An 18,780-nucleotide genomic window follows, 5' to 3' on the forward strand; every position below is an offset into this window, starting at 1 on the left:
TGCCCTTGCCGGGCGCGGCGACGGTCAGGCACGGCTGGAAGCTAGCGCCGGTTGATCGAGCCGCGAAGGGAGTGCACGAAAACGTGCGTATGCCGGCCCCGGGGGGCCCGGCATACGCACGTCAGTCGGCCGGTGAGGTGAGGGCGTACGGGAGTGGTCAGCCCACCAGGCTGTCCCGCCAGGCCCGGTGCAGGCCCGCGTAACGGCCCTCGCCGCCCACCAGCTCGGCGGGCGGGCCGTCCTCGACCACCCGGCCCGCCTCCATCACCAGGACCCGGTCGGCGACCTCCACCGTGGACAGCCGGTGCGCGATGACCACCGCCGTACGGCCGGCGAGCACCGTGTCCATCGCGCGCTGCACCGCCCGCTCGCCCGGCACGTCCAGCGAACTGGTCGCCTCGTCGAGGATCAGGACGGCCGGATCGGCCAGCAACGCCCGGGCGAAGGCGACCAGTTGCCGCTGACCGGCCGAGATCCGGCCGCCGCGCTTGCGGACGTCCGTGTCGTAGCCGTCCGGCAGACCCGCGATGAAGTCGTGCGCACCGATCGCCTTCGCCGCCTGCTCGATCTCCGCACGGCTCGCGTCCGGGCGGCCGATCGCGATGTTCTCCGCGACCGTGCCCGAGAACAGGAACGCCTCCTGCGTCACCATCACCACGCCCCGCCGCAGCTCGGGCGTCGACAGGTCCCGCAGATCGACGCCGTCGAGCAGCACCCGGCCCTGGGTCGGGTCGTAGAACCGGGCGAGCAGCTTCGCCAGCGTCGACTTGCCCGCGCCCGTCGCGCCGACCACCGCGACCGTCTGGCCCGCCGGGATCGTCAGGTCGAAGCGCGGCAGCACCTCGCCGCCCGTCCGGTACGCGAACCGGACCCCCTCGAACACGACCTCGCGCCCCGGCGCGTCCCCGCTCCGCTCCGGCAGCGCCCGCGGCGCCGCCGTCTCCGGGACACCCGGCTCCTGCGCGAGCAGTCCCGCGATCTTGGCGAGCGAGGCCGCCGCCGACTCGTACGAGTTGAGGAACATGCCGAGCCGGTCGATCGGGTCGTAGAGCCGCCGCACGTAGAGCACGGCCGCCGCGAGCACACCCAGCTCCAGGCTCCCGTCCGCCACGCGCCACGCGCCCCACAGGCACATTCCGGCCACCGCCGTGTTGGCGACGAGACGCGAGCCCACCACGTAGCGGGCCATCTCCAGCATCGCGTCGCCGTTGCTGCGCGCGTGCCGGTCGTTCAGGGCGGCGAACTCCGCGTCGTTGGCCCGCTCCCGGCGGAACGCCCGCACCGGCCGGATGCCGTTCATCGTCTCCGCGAACTTCACGATCACCCCGGCGATCGCCGTCGAACGCTCCGCGAAGACCACGGCCGAGCGGCGCCGGTAGAGCCGTACGAGCAGGTACAGCGGACCGAAGGAGGCCACGGCGACCGCCCCGATGCCCAGGTCGAGCCAGAGCAGCATCAGCGAGATCGACACGAACGACAGGACGACGCCGATGAGTTCCTGCAGGCCCTCGGCGAGCAGCTCGCGCAGCGACTCGACGTCGGTGGTGGACCGGGAGATCAGCCGGCCCGAGGTGTAGCGCTCGTGGAAGTCCACGCTGAGCACCTGCGCGTGCCGGAAGATCCGGCCGCGCAGGTCGAGGAGCACGTCCTGGTTGATCCGGGCCGCGGCCCGCACGAAGACGTACTGCAGCAGCGCGCCGCCCGCCGCGCTCAGCAGATAGCCGAGGGCCACGACGACCAGCGGCACGTGGTCGCCGTTCCGGAAGGCCGGCACGCCCCGGTCGATCGCGTACGCCACCAGCAGCGGGCCCGCCTGGAGCGCGGCCTGCTGCACGAGCAGGACCAGCGCGGCGACCGTGACCCGCGCCTTGTGCGCGGCGAGCAGCGAGCGCAGCAGGCGGCCGGTGGCGCCGGGAGCCACGGGCAGGTCGTCCTGGTCGAAGGGGTCCTGGGCGGCGGGGGCCGGATTGACGGTGCCGGGTTCCGGGGCCCGGTCGGTGGAGGCGTCGTCCGGGGCCCGGTCGGTGGTGCCGGGTTCCGGTGCCCGGTCGGTGGAGGCGTCGTCCGGGGCCCCTCCCGCCGTCGGCGTCCGCCGCCCGGTCGCCTCGCGCTCGGACGCGGTGTCGGTGCCGTCCTTCATCGTGCCCCCTCGTGCTCGTCCGTCCCGCCCGACATCAGCCAGGCGTATTCGGCGCTGGTGCGCAGCAGTTCGTGGTGGGTGCCCACCGCCGTGATGCGGCCGGCGGACAGGAGCGCCACCCGGTCGGCCAGCAGCACCGTCGACGGCCGGTGGGCCACCACCAGGGCCGTCGTGTCGCGGAGCACCTCCCGGAGGGCCGCCTCGACGCGGGCCTCGGTGTGGACGTCCAGGGCCGACAGCGGGTCGTCCAGGACCAGGAAGCGCGGGCTGCCGACGACCGCGCGGGCCAGGGCGAGCCGCTGGCGCTGCCCGCCCGACAGGCTCAGGCCCTGCTCGCCCACCTCGGTGTCGGTGCCGTCGGGAAGCCGGTCCACGAAGCCGTCCGCCTGGGCGACGGCGAGCGCGCGCCGCAGCTCCGGCTCGGCGGCGTCGGCCCCGGCGCCCATCAGCACGTTCGAGCCGACGCTCGCCGAGAACAGGGTCGGCTCCTCGAAGGCCACCGAGACGAGGGACCGCAGCCGGTCCCGCGCCATCAGCGTGATGTCCTCGCCGTCGAGCAGGATGCGCCCGCCGGTCGCCTCGTGCAGCCGCGGTACGAGCGCGGTGAGCGTGGTCTTGCCGGAACCCGTCCCGCCCACCAGGGCCATGGTCTCGCCGGGCCGGATGTGCAGGTCGACGCCGTCGAGCACGGGCGGCGCGTCCGCCGGCGCGTCCGGGTAGCGGAAGGTGACGTTCTCGAACCGCACCCCGTCCGCGGTGCCGGACGTCGGCCTCGTGTCCGGCGCCGCCGGCCCGGCCGTCTCCGACTCCTCGGCGGCGTCCATCACCTCGAAGTAGCGTTCCGTCGCCGTCGCCGCCTCCTGGCTCATCGCCAGCAGGAAGCCGATCGACTCCACCGGCCAGCGCAGCGCGAGCGCCGTCGACAGGAACGCCACCAGCGTGCCCGCCGAGAGCTCGCCCTCGGCGACCTGCACCGTGCCGAGCACCAGCGCCGCCCCCACCGCCAGCTCCGGCAGGAACGTGATGAACGCCCAGATGCCCGCGAGCAGCCGGGCCTTGACCAGCTCCGTGCCGCGCAGCCGCTCAGCCAGGGTCCGGAACGCCTCCGCCTGGCTGCGGTGGCGGCCGAAGCCCTTGACGATGCGGATGCCCAGCACGCTCTCCTCGACGACCGTCGTCAGATCGCCCACCTGGTCCTGCGCCCGCCGTGCCACGACCGAGTACCGCTGCTCGAAGACCGAGGACAGGATCACCATCGGCACGACCGGGGTCAGCAGCACCAGGCCGAGCGTCCAGTCCTGGGCGAACAGCACCCCGTAACCGGCCAGGATCGTCACGCCGTTCACGAGCAGGAAGGTCAGCGGGAAGGCCAGGAACATCCGGACCATCATCAGATCCGTCGTGGCCCGCGAGAGCAGCTGTCCCGAGGCCCACCGGTCGTGGAAGGCGATCGGCAGCCGCTGGAGCCGCCGGTAGAGCGCGGCCCGCATGTCGGCCTCGACCCCGGCCAGCGGACGGGCCACCAGCCAGCGCCGGAAGCCGAAGAGCACGGCCTCGGCGATCCCGAGGAGCAGCAGGTACAGCGCGCCGAGCCACACCCCGGTCCCGTCGCGGTCCGTGACCGGCCCGTCCACCAGCCACTTCAGGACGAGCGGGATGACGAGCGAGAGGCAGGACGCGACTATCGCGACGAACGCGGCGGTGAAGAGACGGGCGCGCACGGGCCGTACGTACGGCCACAGGCGCAGCAGCGAGCGCACGGCGGAGTGCTCGGGGGAGGCCTTCGCCGGCCGCTTTTCCTTGGTGGGTGCATGTTTTTCGGGCATCAGGTCCGAGCCTAGGGTTCACCCCTGACATCCCTCATGTGGTTTTCCGGCCGCCGTCACCGCCGCGCCGGTGCCGACTACGCGCCCGCGCTCGAGCGCATGCTCGCGGAGGGCCTCCTCTGTCGAGGGCGACTACACCTGCTACGTGGAGACGTCCGGCCGGGTCTGACCGTCCGCCACCCGCAGCAGCAGCACCGACCGCCCCGCCACCGTGACCGTCTCCCCGCCCCGGTGCACCGTGCCCGGCGCGCCGGACTGCTCCTCCAGGGAGGTGTCCACGACCCGTTCGTACGACTCCGCCCACGGCGGACCCGGCAGCCGGTACTCCACCGGGCGGGGGCCCGCGTGCAGCACCGCGAGGAAGCTGTCGTCGGTGACCTGCTCGCCGCGGGCGTCGCGGCCCGGTATGTCGCGGCCCGAGAGGTACAGGCCGAGCGTGGCGGCGGGCGCGTACCAGTCGGCCTCCGTCATCTCGGTGCCCGCGGCGGTGAACCATGCCAGGTCCCGCAGCCCGTCCGCGCCCTGCGGCCGGCCCGAGAAGAAGGCGCGGCGGCGCAGCACCGGGTGGCGGTGGCGCAGGTCGAGCAGCCGGCGGGTGAGGGCGAGGAGCTGGGCGCGCCCCGGGTCGTCGGGCAGGCTCCAGTCGAGCCACCCGATCTCGTTGTCCTGGCAGTAGGCGTTGTTGTTGCCGCCCTGGGTGCGGCCCATCTCGTCGCCCGCGACGAGCATCGGCACGCCGGTGGACAGCAGCAGGGTGGTCATCAGGTTGCGCAGCTGGCGGCGGCGCAGGGCGTTGACGGCGGGGTCGTCGGTCTCGCCCTCGGCGCCGCAGTTCCAGGAGCGGTTGTCGTGGGTGCCGTCCCGGTTGCCCTCGCCGTTGGCCTCGTTGTGCTTGCGCTCGTACGACACCAGGTCCCGCAGCGTGAAGCCGTCGTGGGCGGTGACGAAGTTGACGGAGGCGTACGGGCGGCGCCCGCCCCAGGCGTACAGGTCGCTGGAGCCGGACAGCCGGTAGCCGAGGTCGCGGACGTCGGGCAGCGCGCCGCGCCAGAAGTCCCGTACGGCGTCGCGGTAGCGGTCGTTCCACTCGGTCCACAGCGGCGGGAAGGCGCCCACCTGGTAGCCGCCGTTGCCGACGTCCCACGGCTCGGCGATCAGTTTCACGCGGCGCAGGACCGGGTCCTGGGCGATGACGGCGAGGAACGGGGACAGCATGTCGACGTCGTGGAAGGAGCGGGCGAGGGCCGCCGCCAGGTCGAAGCGGAAGCCGTCCACGCCCATCTCGGTCACCCAGTAGCGCAGGCTGTCCGTGATGAGCCGGAGCACCTGCGGCTGCACCACGTGCAGCGTGTTCCCGCAGCCGGTGTAGTCGGCGTACCGGCGGGCGTCGGACTGCAGGCGGTAGTAGCCGCGGTTGTCGATGCCCTTCAGCGACAGGGTCGGGCCCAGCTCGCCCGCCTCCGCCGTGTGGTTGTAGACGACGTCGAGGATGACCTCGATGCCGGCCGCGTGCAGCGCCCGCACCATCCGCTTGAACTCGCCGACCTGCTGCCCGGCCGTGCCGCTCGACGAGTACCCGGCGTGCGGGGCGAAGTAGCCGATCGAGTTGTAGCCCCAGTAGTTGGTCAGGCCGCGCCGCAGCAGGTGGTCCTCGTGTGCGAACTGGTGCACCGGCAGCAGTTCGACGGCCGTCACCCCGAGCCGTACCAGGTGCTCGACCGCGGCGGGGTGCGCGAGCCCCGCGTACGTGCCGCGCAGGTGCTCGGGGATGCCCGGGTGCCGCGCGGTGAAGCCCTTGACGTGCAGCTCGTAGATGACCGAGTCGGGCCAGGGCGTCTTGGGCCTGCGGTCGTCGGACCAGTCGTCGTCGTCCTGGACGACGACGCCCTTCGGGACGTACGGGGCGGAGTCCCGCTCGTCGCGGACGGTGTCGGCGACGTGCTGCTGCGGCCAGTCCCGCACGTGCCCGTACACCTCGGGCGGCAGCCCGAGGCGGGCGAAGTCCCCGTCGACCGCCCGCGCGTACGGGTCGAGGAGCAGCTTCGCCGGGTTCCAGCGGGCCCCGGTCCACGGGTCCCAGCGGCCGTGCACCCGGTAGCCGTAGCGCTGCCCCGGCCCGACGCCCGGCACGAAGCCGTGCCAGATCTCGTGGGTGAGCTCGGTCAGCTCCAGCCGGGTCTCGCGGCCGGCGGCGTCGAACAGGCACAGCTCCACCGCCTCCGCTCCGCCCGCCCACAGCGCGAAGTTGGTGCCCGCGACCCCGTCGGGCCCGACCCGGCAGCGGGCGCCCAGCGGCGTCGGCGCACCCGGCCACACCACCGGCCGGTCGGGCCGCGCCGGCGGCGCTTCCGGCCCCACCACCACCGGCGGCGCGTCCGGGCGTCCCGCCGGGCCCGGTGCCTTCCGGGCCCGGGCACGCTCGTGTACCGCCTCCTGCTCGGCTGCGCTCGACACCGTCCGGCCTCCCGCGGCTCTCCCCGCTCGGACCCGCGGCGTCCCGGCCGCGGCCCCGCACGTGGTCCTCCCACCTGTTCTGCCCGCGCGGCCGTGCTCCCAACATGCCCCGCACGCACGTTTCCCCTGGAGGGGGGCCGTCGTTGGGCCGGGCGTGAGACATGTACTGAAGCGGGCCGGGTACGCGCTCGCGGTGGCGGGCCTCCTCGCGGGCCTCGCGGGCTGCACCGGAGCGGACGGCGGCGGGGGCGTCGACCTCACCCTGCCGGGGAAGGCACGGGCCCCCGGCGACGTGATCCGGGTCAGCCCGGAGGACGGCGTCCGCGGGGTGCCGGCCGACGGGCCCCTGGAAGTGAAGGTCGACAGCGGACGCCTGGAACGGGTGACGGTCGTCCAGGTGGAGGACGCGCAGCGGACCGAGGTGGCGGGCGAGATCTCCGCGGACGGACTGCGCTGGCGGCCTCGCCCGGACACCCGGCTCGCGCTCGCCGCCAAGTACAGCGTGGACGCGGTCGCGCTGGACGGGCACGGCCGCCGCTCGGCCCGGCACACCACCTTCACCACCGTGGTCCCCGAGCACCGGTTCATCGGCTACTTCAAGCCGGAGAACCGGTCCATGGTGGGCACCGGGATGATCGTCTCCTTCTCCTTCAACCGGGAGATCGAGAACCGCGCGGAGGTGGAGCGGGCCGTCCGGATCACCTCCGACCCGCCCGTGGAGGTCGTCGGCCACTGGTTCGGCAAGGACCGGCTGGACTTCCGGCCGAAGGAGTACTGGGCCGCGGGCACGAAGGTGACCGTCGAGCTGGCGCTGCGCGACGTCGAGGGCGCACCCGGCGTCTACGGCATCCAGCGCAAGACGGTCGGCTTCACGGTCGGCCGCTCGCAGGTCTCCCTGGTCGACGCCGAGAAGCACACCATGGAGATCCACCGGAACGGCGAGCTGCTCACCACCCTGCCCATCACGGCCGGGGCGCCGAAGACCACCACGTACAACGGGAAGATGGTGGTCACGGAGCTGTTCGACGTGACGCGGATGGACGGGCGGACGGTCGGCTTCGGCGGGGAGTACGACATCAAGGACGTGCCGCACGCGATGCGCCTCACCGACTCGGGGACCTTCCTGCACGGCAACTACTGGGCGTCCGCCTCGACGTTCGGCTCGGCCAACGTGAGCCACGGCTGCGTGGGCCTGCGGGACGTGAAGGGCGGCGGCTCGGACACCCCGGCCGGCTGGTTCTTCGACCGGACGCTCGTCGGCGACGTGGTCGAGGTGGTCAACTCGCGCGACAAGCAGGTGGCTCCCGACAACGGCCTCGGCGGCTGGAACATGGAGTGGAGCCGCTGGAAGGCCGGCTCGGCGCTGAACTGAGCCGGGCCGCGCCCTCGTGCGGCGGGGGCGTGCGGAGGGCCCCGGAGACCCTTCTCGGGGGCCCTCGGGGGCCGCGCGCCCGCCGTATCACGCCAACTGGGACTGAACGGTGACATTCGCGAGGAACTTTCGTGTCCTGCGGTGTGATTAATTAACGCCGTGTGCGCGGGAGGATGCGCATGGGGGTGGGGCCCAGGCAGTGCCGGGTCGTGCGAGGGGAGAACACCATAGTGAACGGCCAGCCGATATCCGGAACGACCACCGGACGACGGCGTCGTGGCACCCGCCTGGGAGCCCTGGCGACGGGAGCGCTGCTCCTCGTCCTGACGGCGTGCGGCGGCGGCGACGCCGACGGCGGCGCCAAGGGCGGCAAGGACGGCGCGGGCAGCAGCGGCGGCAAGCAGGAGATCGCGGCCTCCCAGGCCGTCGTGACCATCGCTCCGAAGGACGGCGCCGACGCGGTCGCCACCAGCGGCGCGCTGAAGGTGACGGCCCAGCAGGGCAAGCTCACCACGGTGACGGTCTCCGACAACGAGGGCAACAAGGTCGAGGGCAAGCTCGCCGCCGACGGCAGCAGCTGGGAGCCGGTCGGGCACCTGTCCGCGAGCACCCAGTACAAGGTGCACGCGATCGCCCAGGACTCCGAGGGCCGTGAGTCGGCGAAGGACACCACCTTCTCGACGCTCACGCCGAAGAACACCTTCATCGGCCACTACACGCCGGAGAACGGCCAGACCGTCGGCGTCGGCATGCCGGTCTCGATCAACTTCACCCGCGGCATCACCGACCCGGAGGCCGTCGAGCGCGCCATCAAGGTCACGGCCGTCCCCGCGGTGGAGATCGAGGGCCACTGGTTCGGCAACGACCGTCTCGACTTCCGGCCGGAGGAGTACTGGGCCGCGGGCACCAAGGTGACCGTGCAGCTCAACCTGGACGGCGTCGAGGGCCGCCCGGGCGTCTACGGCACGCAGAAGAAGACCTTCTCCTTCACCATCGGGCGCCGCCAGGTCTCCACGGTGGACGCCAGCGCCAAGACGATGAAGATCGAGCGCGACGGCAAGATCATCAAGACCCTGCCGATCACCGCGGGCGCACCGTCCACGACGACGTACAACGGCCAGATGGTCATCAGCGAGAAGTTCAAGGTGACCCGGATGAACGGCGCCACCGTGGGCTTCGGCGGCGAGTACGACATCAAGGACGTGCCGCACGCGATGCGCCTGTCCACCTCGGGCACCTTCGTCCACGGCAACTACTGGGCGTCCGCCTCGACGTTCGGCTCGGCCAACGTCAGCCACGGCTGCGTCGGTCTGCGGGACGCGCGCGGCGCCGGCGACAGCTCGACGCCGGCCGCCTGGTTCTACGACCGCTCGCTGATCGGTGACGTGGTCATCGTGAAGAACTCGAAGGACAAGCAGATCCAGCCGGACAACGGCCTCAACGGCTGGAACATGTCCTGGTCGGAGTGGAAGGCGTAAGCGGCCTCCCGCCCCTGTGACGGGACCCGGTGCTGTGAGCAACGGCACCGGGTCCGTTGTCGTTAACGACGGCTAACCTTCGGACCATGACTGTGAACCTCGAAGTCGCCGAAGGCGTCGGCACGATCCGCCTCGACCGCCCCCCGATGAACGCCCTCGACGTCGCCACGCAGGACCGGCTGCGCGAGCTGGCCCAGGAGGCGACCGACCGCGACGACGTACGGGCGGTGATCCTGTACGGCGGCGAGAAGGTGTTCGCGGCCGGCGCGGACATCAAGGAGATGCAGGTCATGGACCACGCGGCCATGGTCAAGCGGTCCCGCGCGCTCCAGGACTCCTTCACCGCGATCGCCCGCATCCCCAAGCCGGTCGTCGCGGCCGTCACCGGCTACGCCCTGGGCGGCGGCTGCGAGCTGGCGCTGTGCGCGGACTACCGGATCGCCGCGGACAACGCGAAGCTGGGCCAGCCGGAGATCCTGCTCGGCCTCATCCCGGGCGCCGGCGGCACCCAGCGGCTCTCCCGTCTCATCGGCCCCTCCAAGGCCAAGGACCTCATCTTCACCGGCCGCATGGTGAAGGCCGACGAGGCCCTCCAGCTGGGCCTGGTGGACCGCGTGGTCCCCGCCGCCGAGGTCTACGAGCAGGCGCACGCCTGGGCCGCGAAGCTCGCCCAGGGCCCGGCGATCGCGCTGCGCGCCGCCAAGGAGGCCGTCGACCAGGGTCTGGAGGCGGACATCGACACCGGTCTCGCCATCGAGCGCACCTGGTTCGCGGGCCTGTTCGCCACCGAGGACCGCGAGCGCGGCATGCGCAGCTTCGTGGAGGAGGGCCCGGGCAAGGCCAAGTTCGTCTGAGTGGCCGGATCCGTTCGACCGTGATCGCGTTCCGACTGACTTTGGCATATGCCAGAGTCAGTCACGCGAAATTGTCCGATCCGAGGGGGCGAATCCCCCGGAACGGCCCCGCGCCAGGCCGCGCACGGCCATGATGGGGGCATGGCGGGCCTGGAGGGTATGGAACAACCGCGGCAGCGTGGCGGTGCGACCGCCGCACGGTGGGTACCGGCCGCCGAGGACGAACAGGCCGCGGAGGCACTGCGGTTGTACGGGAACCCGGCCGAGGAGGACGCCCGGCTGCCGTCCCGCCCCGAGTCCGCCGCGGTCGCCCGCCGGCTCACCCAGTGGGTGGTTCTGCGCCACTGGGCGCTCACGCCGCAGATCGCCGAGCACGCGGTGCTGCTCGTCTCGGAGTTGGTCGGCAACGCCGTCCGGCACACCGGCGCCCGGGTCTTCGCGCTGCGGATGCTGCGGCGCCGTGGCTGGATCCGCGTCGAGGTCCGCGACCCCTCGCGCGGCCTGCCCTGTCTGATGCCGGTGCACGAGCTCGACACGAGCGGGCGCGGCCTCTTCCTCGTCGACAAGCTCTCCGACCGCTGGGGCGTCGACCTCGCGCCGCGCGGCAAGACCACCTGGTTCGAGATGCGGGTGAGCGACCGCTGAGCGACCGCCGGGCGACTGCTGAGCGGCCGCCGGGCGACCGGGTGGCGGATGCACGAAAGCCCCCGTCCGCCGGGATGGGGCGCGTGGGGGCTTTCGTGTGGTGCGCCGCGGAATGGGGGGGGTGTATCCGCGGCAGCTACGGCGACCTGGCCCGGGTCAATGGGGGTCGTGTCATCGACTATGGCAGACGGGGGGCCTCGGTGCCAAAAGTCCCTACCGGGCCAGAACTGGACAAACCTGGACAGTTCACCGATGAATCGTTGGTGACCTACAGCACCCACCTTGTAAAGCATGAATAAATATGGGGTTCATCGCGTGTTTCCTCGACCTGTCCGCATAGTGGACGACTGAGCGCGACCCGCAAACGTCCTGAATCGTCCCAATCGTTATCTTTCGGGCATACCGGCCCTTAAATGGTGCCGTGATGCCGACCGACCGCCGCGGTGCCCTCCGGGCGGGCGCGGCCACCGCCCTCGCGGGAGCCCTCGCCACCGCCTGCGACACGGGGCCGCGCCCCGCACCCCGGCGACAGCAGCCCGCGCCCGCCGCACCCGTCGCCGCGCCCGTGCCCCGCCGCTGGCCCGGCCGTCCCGCCGAGATCACCAACGGCCCACGCGACCGCCCCCGGGTCGCCCTCACCTTCCACGGCCAGGGCGACCCCGCCACCGCCCGCGCGATCCTCGACCACGCCGAGCGGGCCGGCGCCCACGTCACCGTCCTCGCCGTCGGCGAGTGGCTCGACCGCCACCCCGACCTGGCCCGCCGGATCCTCGACGGCGGCCACGACCTCGGCAACCACACCCAGCGCCACCTCGACATCACCGCCATGACCGAGGCCGAGGCGCACGCCGAGATCGAGGGCTGCGCCCGTCGGCTGCGCCGCCTCACCGGCTCCATCGGCACCTGGTTCCGGCCCTCCCGGACGCGGCACGCCACCGAGACCGTCCGCCGGGCCGCCCGCCGCGCCGGATACCCGCACGTGCTCTCGTACGACGTCGACGCCCTCGACTTCACCTCGCCGGGACCCGGGACCGTCGTCGCCAACGTCACCGGACGGATCCGCGAAGGCTCGGTCGTGAGCCTCCACTTCGGCTACCCGGACACCGTCGCCGCGCTGCCCCTCCTCCTCGCCGACCTCGACCGCCGCGGCCTCTCCGCGGTCACCACCACGGAGCTGCTGACCTGATGCCGACCCCCGCCGCCCGTACGGACTCCCGCCGTACGAACCCCGCCCGCCCGCACGCCTCCCGTACGGACTCCCGCCGCACCAAGTCCCTGGCCGCCGCCGGCCTCCTCCTCGCGCTCGGCCTCGCCGCCTGCGGCAGCCCCCGCCCGGCCGCCCCCGACACCGGCGGCGGCGCCAAGAAGGCCGCCGCCGTGCCCGCCGTACCGAAGCCGGCCGCCGCGCCGGCCGGGCTGCCCGGCATGCCGCCCCTGCTCGAACCCGACGACGTCTACGCCGCCGACCGCCCCAACCGGCTCTCCCCGGTGGTCAAGGGCTTCCCGTCCCGGGTCTACGTCCCCAACACCAACTCCAACACGGTCTCCGTCATCGACCCCGCCACCTACAAGGTCGTCGAGACCATCCCGGTCGGCGTCCAGCCGCAGCACGTCGTCCCCTCCTGGGACCTGAAGACCCTCTGGGTCAACAACAACCGCGGCCACACGCTCACCCCGATCGACCCGGCCACCGGCGTCGCCGGCAAGCCCGTCGAGGTCCACGACCCGTACAACCTGTACTTCACCCCGAACGGCAGGTACGCCGTCGTCATGGCCTCGCTCGACCGCGAGCTGGTCTTCCGCGACCCGCACACCATGGACCGGAAGAAGACCGTCCCCGTCTCCTGCTACGGCGTCAACCACGCCGACTTCTCCGCCGACGGGCGCTACTTCGTCGTCTCCTGCGAGTTCTCCGGCGAGCTGCTCAAGGTCGACACCGAGAGGATGGAGGTCGTCGGACAGCAGAAACTGCCCTTCCAGGGCGCCATGCCGCAGGACGTGAAGATCTCGCCGGACGGCAAGACCTTCTACATCGCCGACATGATGGCCCACGGCATGTGGGTCCTCGACGGCGAGAAGTTCACCACCCCGCGGCTGCTCCCCACCGGCAAGGGCTGCCACGGCCTCTACGTCTCCCGCGACTCCAAGGAGATGTACGTGTCCAACCGGGGCGAGGGCACGATCTCCGTCTTCGACTTCACCAGGAACGAGCTCACCAAGAAGTGGCCGCTCCCCGACGGCGGATCCCCCGACATGGGCGGGGTCTCCGCCGACGGCAAGGTGCTGTGGCTCTCCGGCCGCTACGACTCCGAGGTCTACGCGATCGACACCACGACCGGGAAGCAGCTGGCCCGCATCCCGGTCGGCAGCGGCCCGCACGGCCTCGCGGTCTACCCGCAGCCGGGCCGCTACTCGCTGGGCCACACGGGCATCTTCCGCTGAGGCCCGTCCGGCTCAGCCCGCGACGAGCAGCACCTCCGCACCCACCGGGCGGTATCCCGCCGCCTGGAAGGTGCGGACGCTGCGGGCGTTGCCCGGGGTGTTCTGGGCCCACACCACGGGGTCCGGGGTCAGGTGCCGGGCCGCCGTCGCGAGCGCCCGCCCCAGCCCCCGGTGCCGTACGTCCTCGTCCACCTCGACCGCGACCTCCATGCGGCCCGCCACGCCCCGGCCCATGATCAGCACGCCGCCGTCCGCCGCCCACACCCGGACGTCGTCGCGGTACTTCAGCGCCCGCGCCACCCGCGGATGCCCCTGGTCCTCGATCTCCCGCAGCTCGATGCCCGGCTCGCCCGGCAGCGAGTCGGCGACCGTCATCAGGTCGACCGTGTTCACGTGCCGGCCCGTGCGCGCCATCAGCGCCGCGTGGAAGCGCGGGGTCATGCTCGCCACCAGAGGATCCGTCGACGCCGTCGCCAGCTCCGCCCGGATCCACTCCGGGTCCTCGTCCAGGAACACCACCGAGTGCGCCGTGAACGACAGCACTCCCGCGTCCCGGCCGTTGGGCTGCGGCACGATCGTCGTCGATCCGTCCGGCGGGGGGAACTCCCCGCGGGCCGCCGCCGCGAGTATCTCCGCCACGTCGCTCTTCATGCCCCCATCATCCGGCACCGGGGCGCCCGCTAATCTGGCCCCCGACATCAAGCACCATGAAGGGGCGGAATCAGTGGCGGACATCGAGTCGGCACGTACGGCATTCAACAAGTTCGACGTGGACGGGGACGGCTTCATCACGGCCGCCGAGTACAAGCACGTCATGGCCGAGATGGGCGACTTCCACGTGACCGAGACGGTCGCCGAGGCCCTCATCAAGCAGCGCGACAACAACGGCGACGGCGTCCTCTCCTGGGACGAGTTCTGGGCCCACCTCAGCAAGGCCTGACCCCGGAACCCACCGTCCGGGGCGCGGACGGGCGGCGCCGTACGACCAAGCGTACGTACGTGAGTTGCCGCCCGTCCGGCACCCGGTGACGATCATGAGGTGACGCTCCCAGGCCCCTTCGGCACCCCGACCCGCCGCCTGACGGCAGCCGTTCTCGCCGCAGTCGCCGTCCTCACCGTCGCCCTCCTCGGCGCCTCACTCGCGCAGACCGGCACCGGCGAACTGCAGATCCCCGCCGCCGGCACCACCACCCTGCTGCGGCTCCTCGTCCTCGCCGCGCTCGCCGTCCAGATCGGCGAGATCGCCGGCGTCCGGATCGCCGGAGCGGGCCCCCTGCCCCGCCGCTGGTCCGTCCCGGCCGCCGCCGTCGGCTGCGCCGCCTCCGCGGGCCTCCTCGTGCTCCTCGCCGTGATCAGCGGACTGAAGCTCAGCACCGTCTACGGGCTGCGCGAAGGCCGCCTCTTCCTCGTCACCGCCAACGCCCTCGCGCTCGCCGCCGTCTGCGCGGCCACCAGACGTCCCGCCCTCGCCCTCGGACCGCTCGCCGCCGCAGTCGTCGCCGAGGCGCTGCGGGCCCACCCGGAGGCGTACACGCCGGCGATCGGCGTCACCCTCACGGTCGTCCACCTGACGGCCGCTTCGCTCTGGTTCGGCACGCTCCTGTACGTGCTGCGCACCATGCGGCTGCGCGGCGGCGGCCGGGACGTCCTGATGCGCTACGCGAAGATGGCCGCCTGGGTCTTCGCCGCCCTCGCCGTCACCGGCACCTGCTCCACCCTGCGCCGCCTCCCGCTCGACGGCGTGCTCACCACCGCGTACGGCAGGGTCCTCCTGGTGAAGCTCGCCCTCTTCGGCCTGACCGCCCTCCTCGCCCTCACCGCCCGCCGCCGCATGCTCCGCGACGAGGACGCCCAGCCGCCGGCCCGGGTCGAGCTGTCCGTTCTGGCGGCGGTGATGGTCGTCTCGGCTCTCCTCACGGTCGTCCCGGACCCGCACTGGCTGCTGCCGTGAGCCGCGGGTCCCCGACGAGCGAAGATCCGCAGGCCGGAGGAGAATAGAAGGCGACCCCCCCACCTCTCACCCTCATGTTCACTGCCCTGCGACTGGCGCGTCGAATGCTGACGGCGGTGCTTCTGAGCGCGGCGATCAGCGTGGGGCCGGTCGCTTTCACGTCACCGGCGGAGGCCGCACCGCTGAACGCGGGGGTCTACCTGACCCCGGATTCGGGTCCGGCCGGGACGGACGTGACGGTGGGCGGCCAGGGCTTCGAGGCGTGCGGCGAGGTGACGATCACCTTCGACGGCGGGCATGGCGAGCCGGGTACGGTGAACGTGCCCGAGATCTCCGGCTCCATCACGGTGCCGGAGGGCACCCCGGCCGGGCAGCACTCGATCGAGGCCACGTGCGACGAGGATCCCGACACCGGCGACTACTACTACGGCTCGGCGTCCTTCACGGTGACAGGGGACGGCGGCGGCAACACCCCCGACGAGCCCCTCGCACTCGCGCTCACTCCCGATCACGGATCGATCGGAGACCCGATCGACGTCCGGGGCACGGGCTTCGACGTGTGCGCCGCCGGCACCGTCTACCTCCACGTGCTCGACGGAGGGCCCGAGATCGCGTCCGGCATCCCCGTGACGGAGACCGGAGCCTTCTCGTACACGGAGGTCATTCCGGCCGGCACCGTCGCCAAGACGTACACCTTCCGGGCCGAGTGCACCAATGAGGCGTCCCTCTACGCGGACGACGACCTCGTCGTGGAAGCCCCGGCGGACCCGCAGCTCACTCTCGCCGAGGAGGAGGGCGCGAAGGGGAACACCGTCCGCGCCGAGGGCACCGGGTTCCGGTGCTCGAACGTCGACCTCGTCTGGGACGGCGCCGAGGCGCCCCTGACCACGGCCGCCGTCACCGAACAGGCCACCTTCTCCACCGAGGTCCCCGTGCCGGGCGACGCCCAGCCGGGCCCGCACACCGTACGGGCGGTCTGCGTGGACTATCCGGAGCAGTACGCCGATGCCCCGTTCACCGTCACGCCTACGGGTGGCGGCACGGACAACGGCGGCACGGACAACGGTGGGACCGACAACGGTGGCACGGACAACGGTGGCACGGACAACGGTGGGACCGACAACGGTGGCACGGACAACGGTGGCACGGACAACGGTGGGACCGACAACGGCGGCACGGACAACGGTGGGACCGACAACGGCGGCACGGACAACGGTGGCACCGACAGCGGCGGTGGATCCGGTGGATCCGGCGGCGGGTCCGCCACCCCCGTCGGCCTGGTCGTCGGCGGCAGCTCCGGTGCCGCGCTCGCTCTCGCCGCCGCCGCGCTCGTCTACTTCGGACGGCTGCACCGCGGCCCGCGCTGGGTGCACAAGCACGTGCGTGCCGCCCTGCGGCCCGCCACCGGCGCCACGGCGCTGACCGAGACCCGGCAGCCCGGCGATCCGCCGACCCACACCACCCGGCTCGACCCGCACACGGACCCCGGGCGCCAGCGCCTGGAAGGCGACGGCTCCGAAGAGGAGGAGCGATGACCACGACCGTGATCCCGCCCGTGGCGGCCCCCACCTCCGTCCGCTCGTTCCTGCTCGACGCCGGCCAGGGCATCGAGGGGCCGCTGCGCGCCCACGGCACGGCAGGCCCGCTGCTCGCACCCGTACGCGGCAGGACGCCCGCCGCCGACCGGGCCGTCGAGCACGAGCTGGCGACGGTCGTCGACGACTTCCTCGGGCTCGACGTGCTCGACCTGGCGGCCGGCGGCTGGCGCGGCCACGAGGGTCTGCGGTCCGCCGCCCGGCGCACCCGGGACCTGCCCGGCAGCGAGGAGGTCGTGGCCCTGGCCCGCCACAAGATCACCTCCACGCACCGGCCGTACGTCGACCTCTACGTGGACGGCGCGAAGATCGGCACCCTCGAGGTGGAGCTGGACCTCGTCCTCTGGGTCTCCGGCCTGGTCTGCGTGGTCCGCGACGCCTGTCTGACCGGGATCAGGGCGGGAGACTGCTCGGTCGACGTGAGCCTCGCGGTCCAGAACACCCCGATAGCCGAACGGCGGGGCGGTCGCCTCGACCTCCCCGCCGCCTTCGCCCTGCGCCGCCCGGTGCCCCTGCTGCGGGACGAACCGCCGAGGCCCCCGGAGGCCCCGACGGTCCCGGGCGTCAGCACGATGTGATCAGCCCGTGGTGGGCCGCGTCAGCACTCGATGATGTTCACGGCGAGACCGCCCCGCGCCGTCTCCTTGTACTTCACGCTCATGTCCGCGCCCGTCTCCTTCATGGTCTTGATGACCTTGTCGAGCGAGACCAGGTGGCTGCCGTCGCCGCGCATCGACATCTTCGCCGCCGTGACGGCCTTGACCGCCGCCATGCCGTTGCGCTCGATGCACGGGATCTGGACCAGGCCGCCGACCGGGTCGCAGGTCAGGCCCAGGTTGTGTTCCATGCCGATCTCGGCGGCGTTCTCGACCTGCTCGGGGGAGCCGCCGAGGACCTCGGCGAGGGCGCCGGCAGCCATGGAGCAGGCGGAGCCGACCTCGCCCTGGCAGCCGACCTCGGCGCCGGAGATGGAGGCGTTCTCCTTGAAGAGCATGCCGATGGCGCCCGCGGCGAGGAGGAAGCGGACCACGCCGTCCTCGTCGGCACCCGGCACGAAGTTCATGTAGTAGTGCAGGACCGCCGGGATGATGCCCGCCGCGCCGTTCGTCGGGGCGGTGACCACGCGGCCGCCCGCCGCGTTCTCCTCGTTGACGGCCATCGCGTAGAGAGTGATCCACTCCATCGCGTGCGCGGCCGGGTCGCCCTCGGAGCGCAGCTTGCGGGCCGAGGTCGCGGCGCGGCGGCGGACCTTCAGACCGCCGGGCAGGATGCCCTCGCGGGCCATGCCGCGCGAGACGCAGGCCTGCATGACGCGCCAGATCTCCAGCAGGCCCTCGCGGATCTCCGTCTCCGTGCGCCAGGCCTTCTCGTTCTCCAGCATCAGGGAGGAGATGGAGAGGCCCGTCTCCTTGGTGAGGCGGAGGAGCTCGTCGCCGGTGCGGAAGGGGTACTTCAGGACCGTGTCGTCCGGGATGATCGGGCTCTCGCCCGCGACCGCGTCCTCGTCGACGACGAAGCCGCCGCCGACCGAGTAGTAGGTCTTCTCCAGGATCAGCGCGCCCTCGGCGTCGTATGCGAAGACCGTCATGCCGTTGGCGTGGTACGGCAGCGCCTTGCGGCGGTGCAGGACCAGGTCGTCGTCGAAGGAGAACGGGATCTCGTGGGCGCCGACCAGGTTGATCCGGCCGCTCTCCTTGATCCGCTCGAACTCGTCGTCGGCGGTCTCCACGTCCACGGTGCGCGGCGAGTGGCCCTCCAGGCCGAGCAGGACCGCCTTCGGAGTGCCGTGGCCGTGGCCGGTGGCGCCCAGCGAGCCGTACAGCTCCGCCCGTATCGCCGCCGTGTGGGCGAGCAGCCCCTCGTTCTTCAGCCGACGGGCGAACATCCGGGCCGCGCGCATGGGGCCCACCGTGTGGGAGCTCGACGGACCGATGCCGATCGAGAACAGGTCGAAGACCGAGATGGCCACGGGGACTCCTTGTGGGGCTGGACGCCGTTGTCTGCCGGGGTGGTGCAGAACAAG

At 72.5% G+C, this 18,780-nt stretch carries 15 protein-coding genes; 10 read left to right on the forward strand and 5 right to left on the reverse strand.

The genetic code is table 11. The features are described from left to right. Positions 1-157: 157 nt before the first annotated feature. The 3 genes from ACFY8W_RS21715 to glgX all read right to left on the reverse strand — a co-directional run bounded on the left by ACFY8W_RS21715 (position 158) and on the right by glgX (position 6,420). Positions 158-2,140, reverse strand: coding sequence for an ATP-binding cassette domain-containing protein (locus ACFY8W_RS21715; protein ID WP_391107545.1), 1,983 nt, complete (start codon positions 2,138-2,140; stop codon positions 158-160). Further along, a complete protein-coding gene (locus ACFY8W_RS21720; protein ID WP_391107548.1) occupies positions 2,137-3,966 on the reverse strand; it encodes an ABC transporter transmembrane domain-containing protein in 1,830 nt (609 codons plus the stop codon). Before ACFY8W_RS21720 ends, ACFY8W_RS21715 begins: the two co-directional genes overlap by 4 nt. A gap of 141 nt (positions 3,967-4,107) precedes the next feature. Next, positions 4,108-6,420, reverse strand: a complete 2,313-nt coding sequence (glgX, locus tag ACFY8W_RS21725; RefSeq protein ID WP_391107551.1) for a glycogen debranching protein GlgX — start codon at positions 6,418-6,420, stop codon at positions 4,108-4,110. A gap of 154 nt (positions 6,421-6,574) precedes the next feature. Here glgX and ACFY8W_RS21730 point away from each other — a divergent pair, with 154 nt between their 5' ends. The 6 genes from ACFY8W_RS21730 to ACFY8W_RS21755 all read left to right on the forward strand — a co-directional run bounded on the left by ACFY8W_RS21730 (position 6,575) and on the right by ACFY8W_RS21755 (position 13,211). After that, a complete protein-coding gene (locus tag ACFY8W_RS21730; protein ID WP_391107553.1) occupies positions 6,575-7,792 on the forward strand; it encodes an Ig-like domain-containing protein in 1,218 nt (405 codons plus the stop codon). Positions 7,793-8,022: 230 nt separating this feature from the next. Further along, complete coding sequence (locus ACFY8W_RS21735) at positions 8,023-9,270, forward strand: Ig-like domain-containing protein (RefSeq protein WP_391107555.1); 1,248 nt, start codon at positions 8,023-8,025, stop codon at positions 9,268-9,270. 86 nt (positions 9,271-9,356) lie between these two features. Continuing rightward, a complete protein-coding gene (locus ACFY8W_RS21740) occupies positions 9,357-10,124 on the forward strand; it encodes an enoyl-CoA hydratase-related protein (RefSeq protein ID WP_391107558.1) in 768 nt (255 codons plus the stop codon). Positions 10,125-10,265: 141 nt separating this feature from the next. Beyond that, complete coding sequence (locus ACFY8W_RS21745) at positions 10,266-10,769, forward strand: ATP-binding protein (protein WP_391107560.1); 504 nt, start codon at positions 10,266-10,268, stop codon at positions 10,767-10,769. A 424-nt stretch (positions 10,770-11,193) separates the two neighbouring features. Continuing rightward, positions 11,194-11,955: a polysaccharide deacetylase family protein gene (locus ACFY8W_RS21750; RefSeq protein ID WP_391107563.1), complete on the forward strand. Its 762-nt coding sequence runs from the start codon at positions 11,194-11,196 to the stop codon at positions 11,953-11,955. After that, positions 11,955-13,211 carry a YncE family protein gene (locus ACFY8W_RS21755; RefSeq protein WP_391107565.1) on the forward strand — a complete coding sequence of 419 codons (1,257 nt, stop codon included), beginning with the start codon at positions 11,955-11,957 and terminating at the stop codon, positions 13,209-13,211. Before ACFY8W_RS21750 ends, ACFY8W_RS21755 begins: the two co-directional genes overlap by 1 nt. Positions 13,212-13,223: 12 nt before the next feature. Here ACFY8W_RS21755 and ACFY8W_RS21760 read toward each other — a convergent pair whose 3' ends face one another. After that, positions 13,224-13,862 carry a GNAT family N-acetyltransferase gene (locus tag ACFY8W_RS21760; RefSeq protein ID WP_391107568.1) on the reverse strand — a complete coding sequence of 213 codons (639 nt, stop codon included), beginning with the start codon at positions 13,860-13,862 and terminating at the stop codon, positions 13,224-13,226. Positions 13,863-13,935: 73 nt separating this feature from the next. Between ACFY8W_RS21760 and ACFY8W_RS21765 the strand changes: the two genes are divergently transcribed. The 4 genes from ACFY8W_RS21765 to ACFY8W_RS21780 all read left to right on the forward strand — a co-directional run bounded on the left by ACFY8W_RS21765 (position 13,936) and on the right by ACFY8W_RS21780 (position 17,335). Then, positions 13,936-14,151: an EF-hand domain-containing protein gene (locus tag ACFY8W_RS21765; protein WP_391107571.1), complete on the forward strand. Its 216-nt coding sequence runs from the start codon at positions 13,936-13,938 to the stop codon at positions 14,149-14,151. A 99-nt stretch (positions 14,152-14,250) separates the two neighbouring features. Next, a complete protein-coding gene (locus tag ACFY8W_RS21770; RefSeq protein WP_391107573.1) occupies positions 14,251-15,162 on the forward strand; it encodes a CopD family protein in 912 nt (303 codons plus the stop codon). Between the two features lie 116 nt (positions 15,163-15,278). Beyond that, positions 15,279-16,697: a hypothetical protein gene (locus ACFY8W_RS21775; RefSeq protein WP_391107576.1), complete on the forward strand. Its 1,419-nt coding sequence runs from the start codon at positions 15,279-15,281 to the stop codon at positions 16,695-16,697. Further along, a complete protein-coding gene (locus ACFY8W_RS21780; RefSeq protein WP_391107579.1) occupies positions 16,694-17,335 on the forward strand; it encodes a hypothetical protein in 642 nt (213 codons plus the stop codon). Before ACFY8W_RS21775 ends, ACFY8W_RS21780 begins: the two co-directional genes overlap by 4 nt. Before the next feature lie 20 nt (positions 17,336-17,355). Here the strand turns inward: ACFY8W_RS21780 and ACFY8W_RS21785 are convergent, their stop codons facing one another. Next, positions 17,356-18,726 carry an L-serine ammonia-lyase gene (locus ACFY8W_RS21785; protein WP_391107582.1) on the reverse strand — a complete coding sequence of 457 codons (1,371 nt, stop codon included), beginning with the start codon at positions 18,724-18,726 and terminating at the stop codon, positions 17,356-17,358. Positions 18,727-18,780: the final 54 nt, after the last annotated feature.

The sequence above is a fragment of the Streptomyces sp. NPDC012637 genome (assembly GCF_042954805.1).
In the GTDB taxonomy this organism is placed as follows: domain Bacteria; phylum Actinomycetota; class Actinomycetes; order Streptomycetales; family Streptomycetaceae; genus Streptomyces.

Excerpts from the sequence above, each read along its gene's own strand:
- ACFY8W_RS21740 (WP_391107558.1), top strand. The coding sequence starts at position 9,357 with ATGACTGTGAACCTCGAAGTCGCCGAAGGCGTCGGCACGATCCGCCTC.
- ACFY8W_RS21720 (WP_391107548.1), bottom strand. The coding sequence starts at position 3,966 with ATGCCCGAAAAACATGCACCCACCAAGGAAAAGCGGCCGGCGAAGGCC.
- ACFY8W_RS21755 (WP_391107565.1), top strand. The coding sequence starts at position 11,955 with ATGCCGACCCCCGCCGCCCGTACGGACTCCCGCCGTACGAACCCCGCC.
- ACFY8W_RS21780 (WP_391107579.1), top strand. The coding sequence starts at position 16,694 with ATGACCACGACCGTGATCCCGCCCGTGGCGGCCCCCACCTCCGTCCGC.
- ACFY8W_RS21715 (WP_391107545.1), bottom strand. The coding sequence starts at position 2,140 with ATGAAGGACGGCACCGACACCGCGTCCGAGCGCGAGGCGACCGGGCGG.
- ACFY8W_RS21745 (WP_391107560.1), top strand. The coding sequence starts at position 10,266 with ATGGCGGGCCTGGAGGGTATGGAACAACCGCGGCAGCGTGGCGGTGCG.
- ACFY8W_RS21760 (WP_391107568.1), bottom strand. The coding sequence starts at position 13,862 with ATGAAGAGCGACGTGGCGGAGATACTCGCGGCGGCGGCCCGCGGGGAG.
- ACFY8W_RS21750 (WP_391107563.1), top strand. The coding sequence starts at position 11,194 with ATGCCGACCGACCGCCGCGGTGCCCTCCGGGCGGGCGCGGCCACCGCC.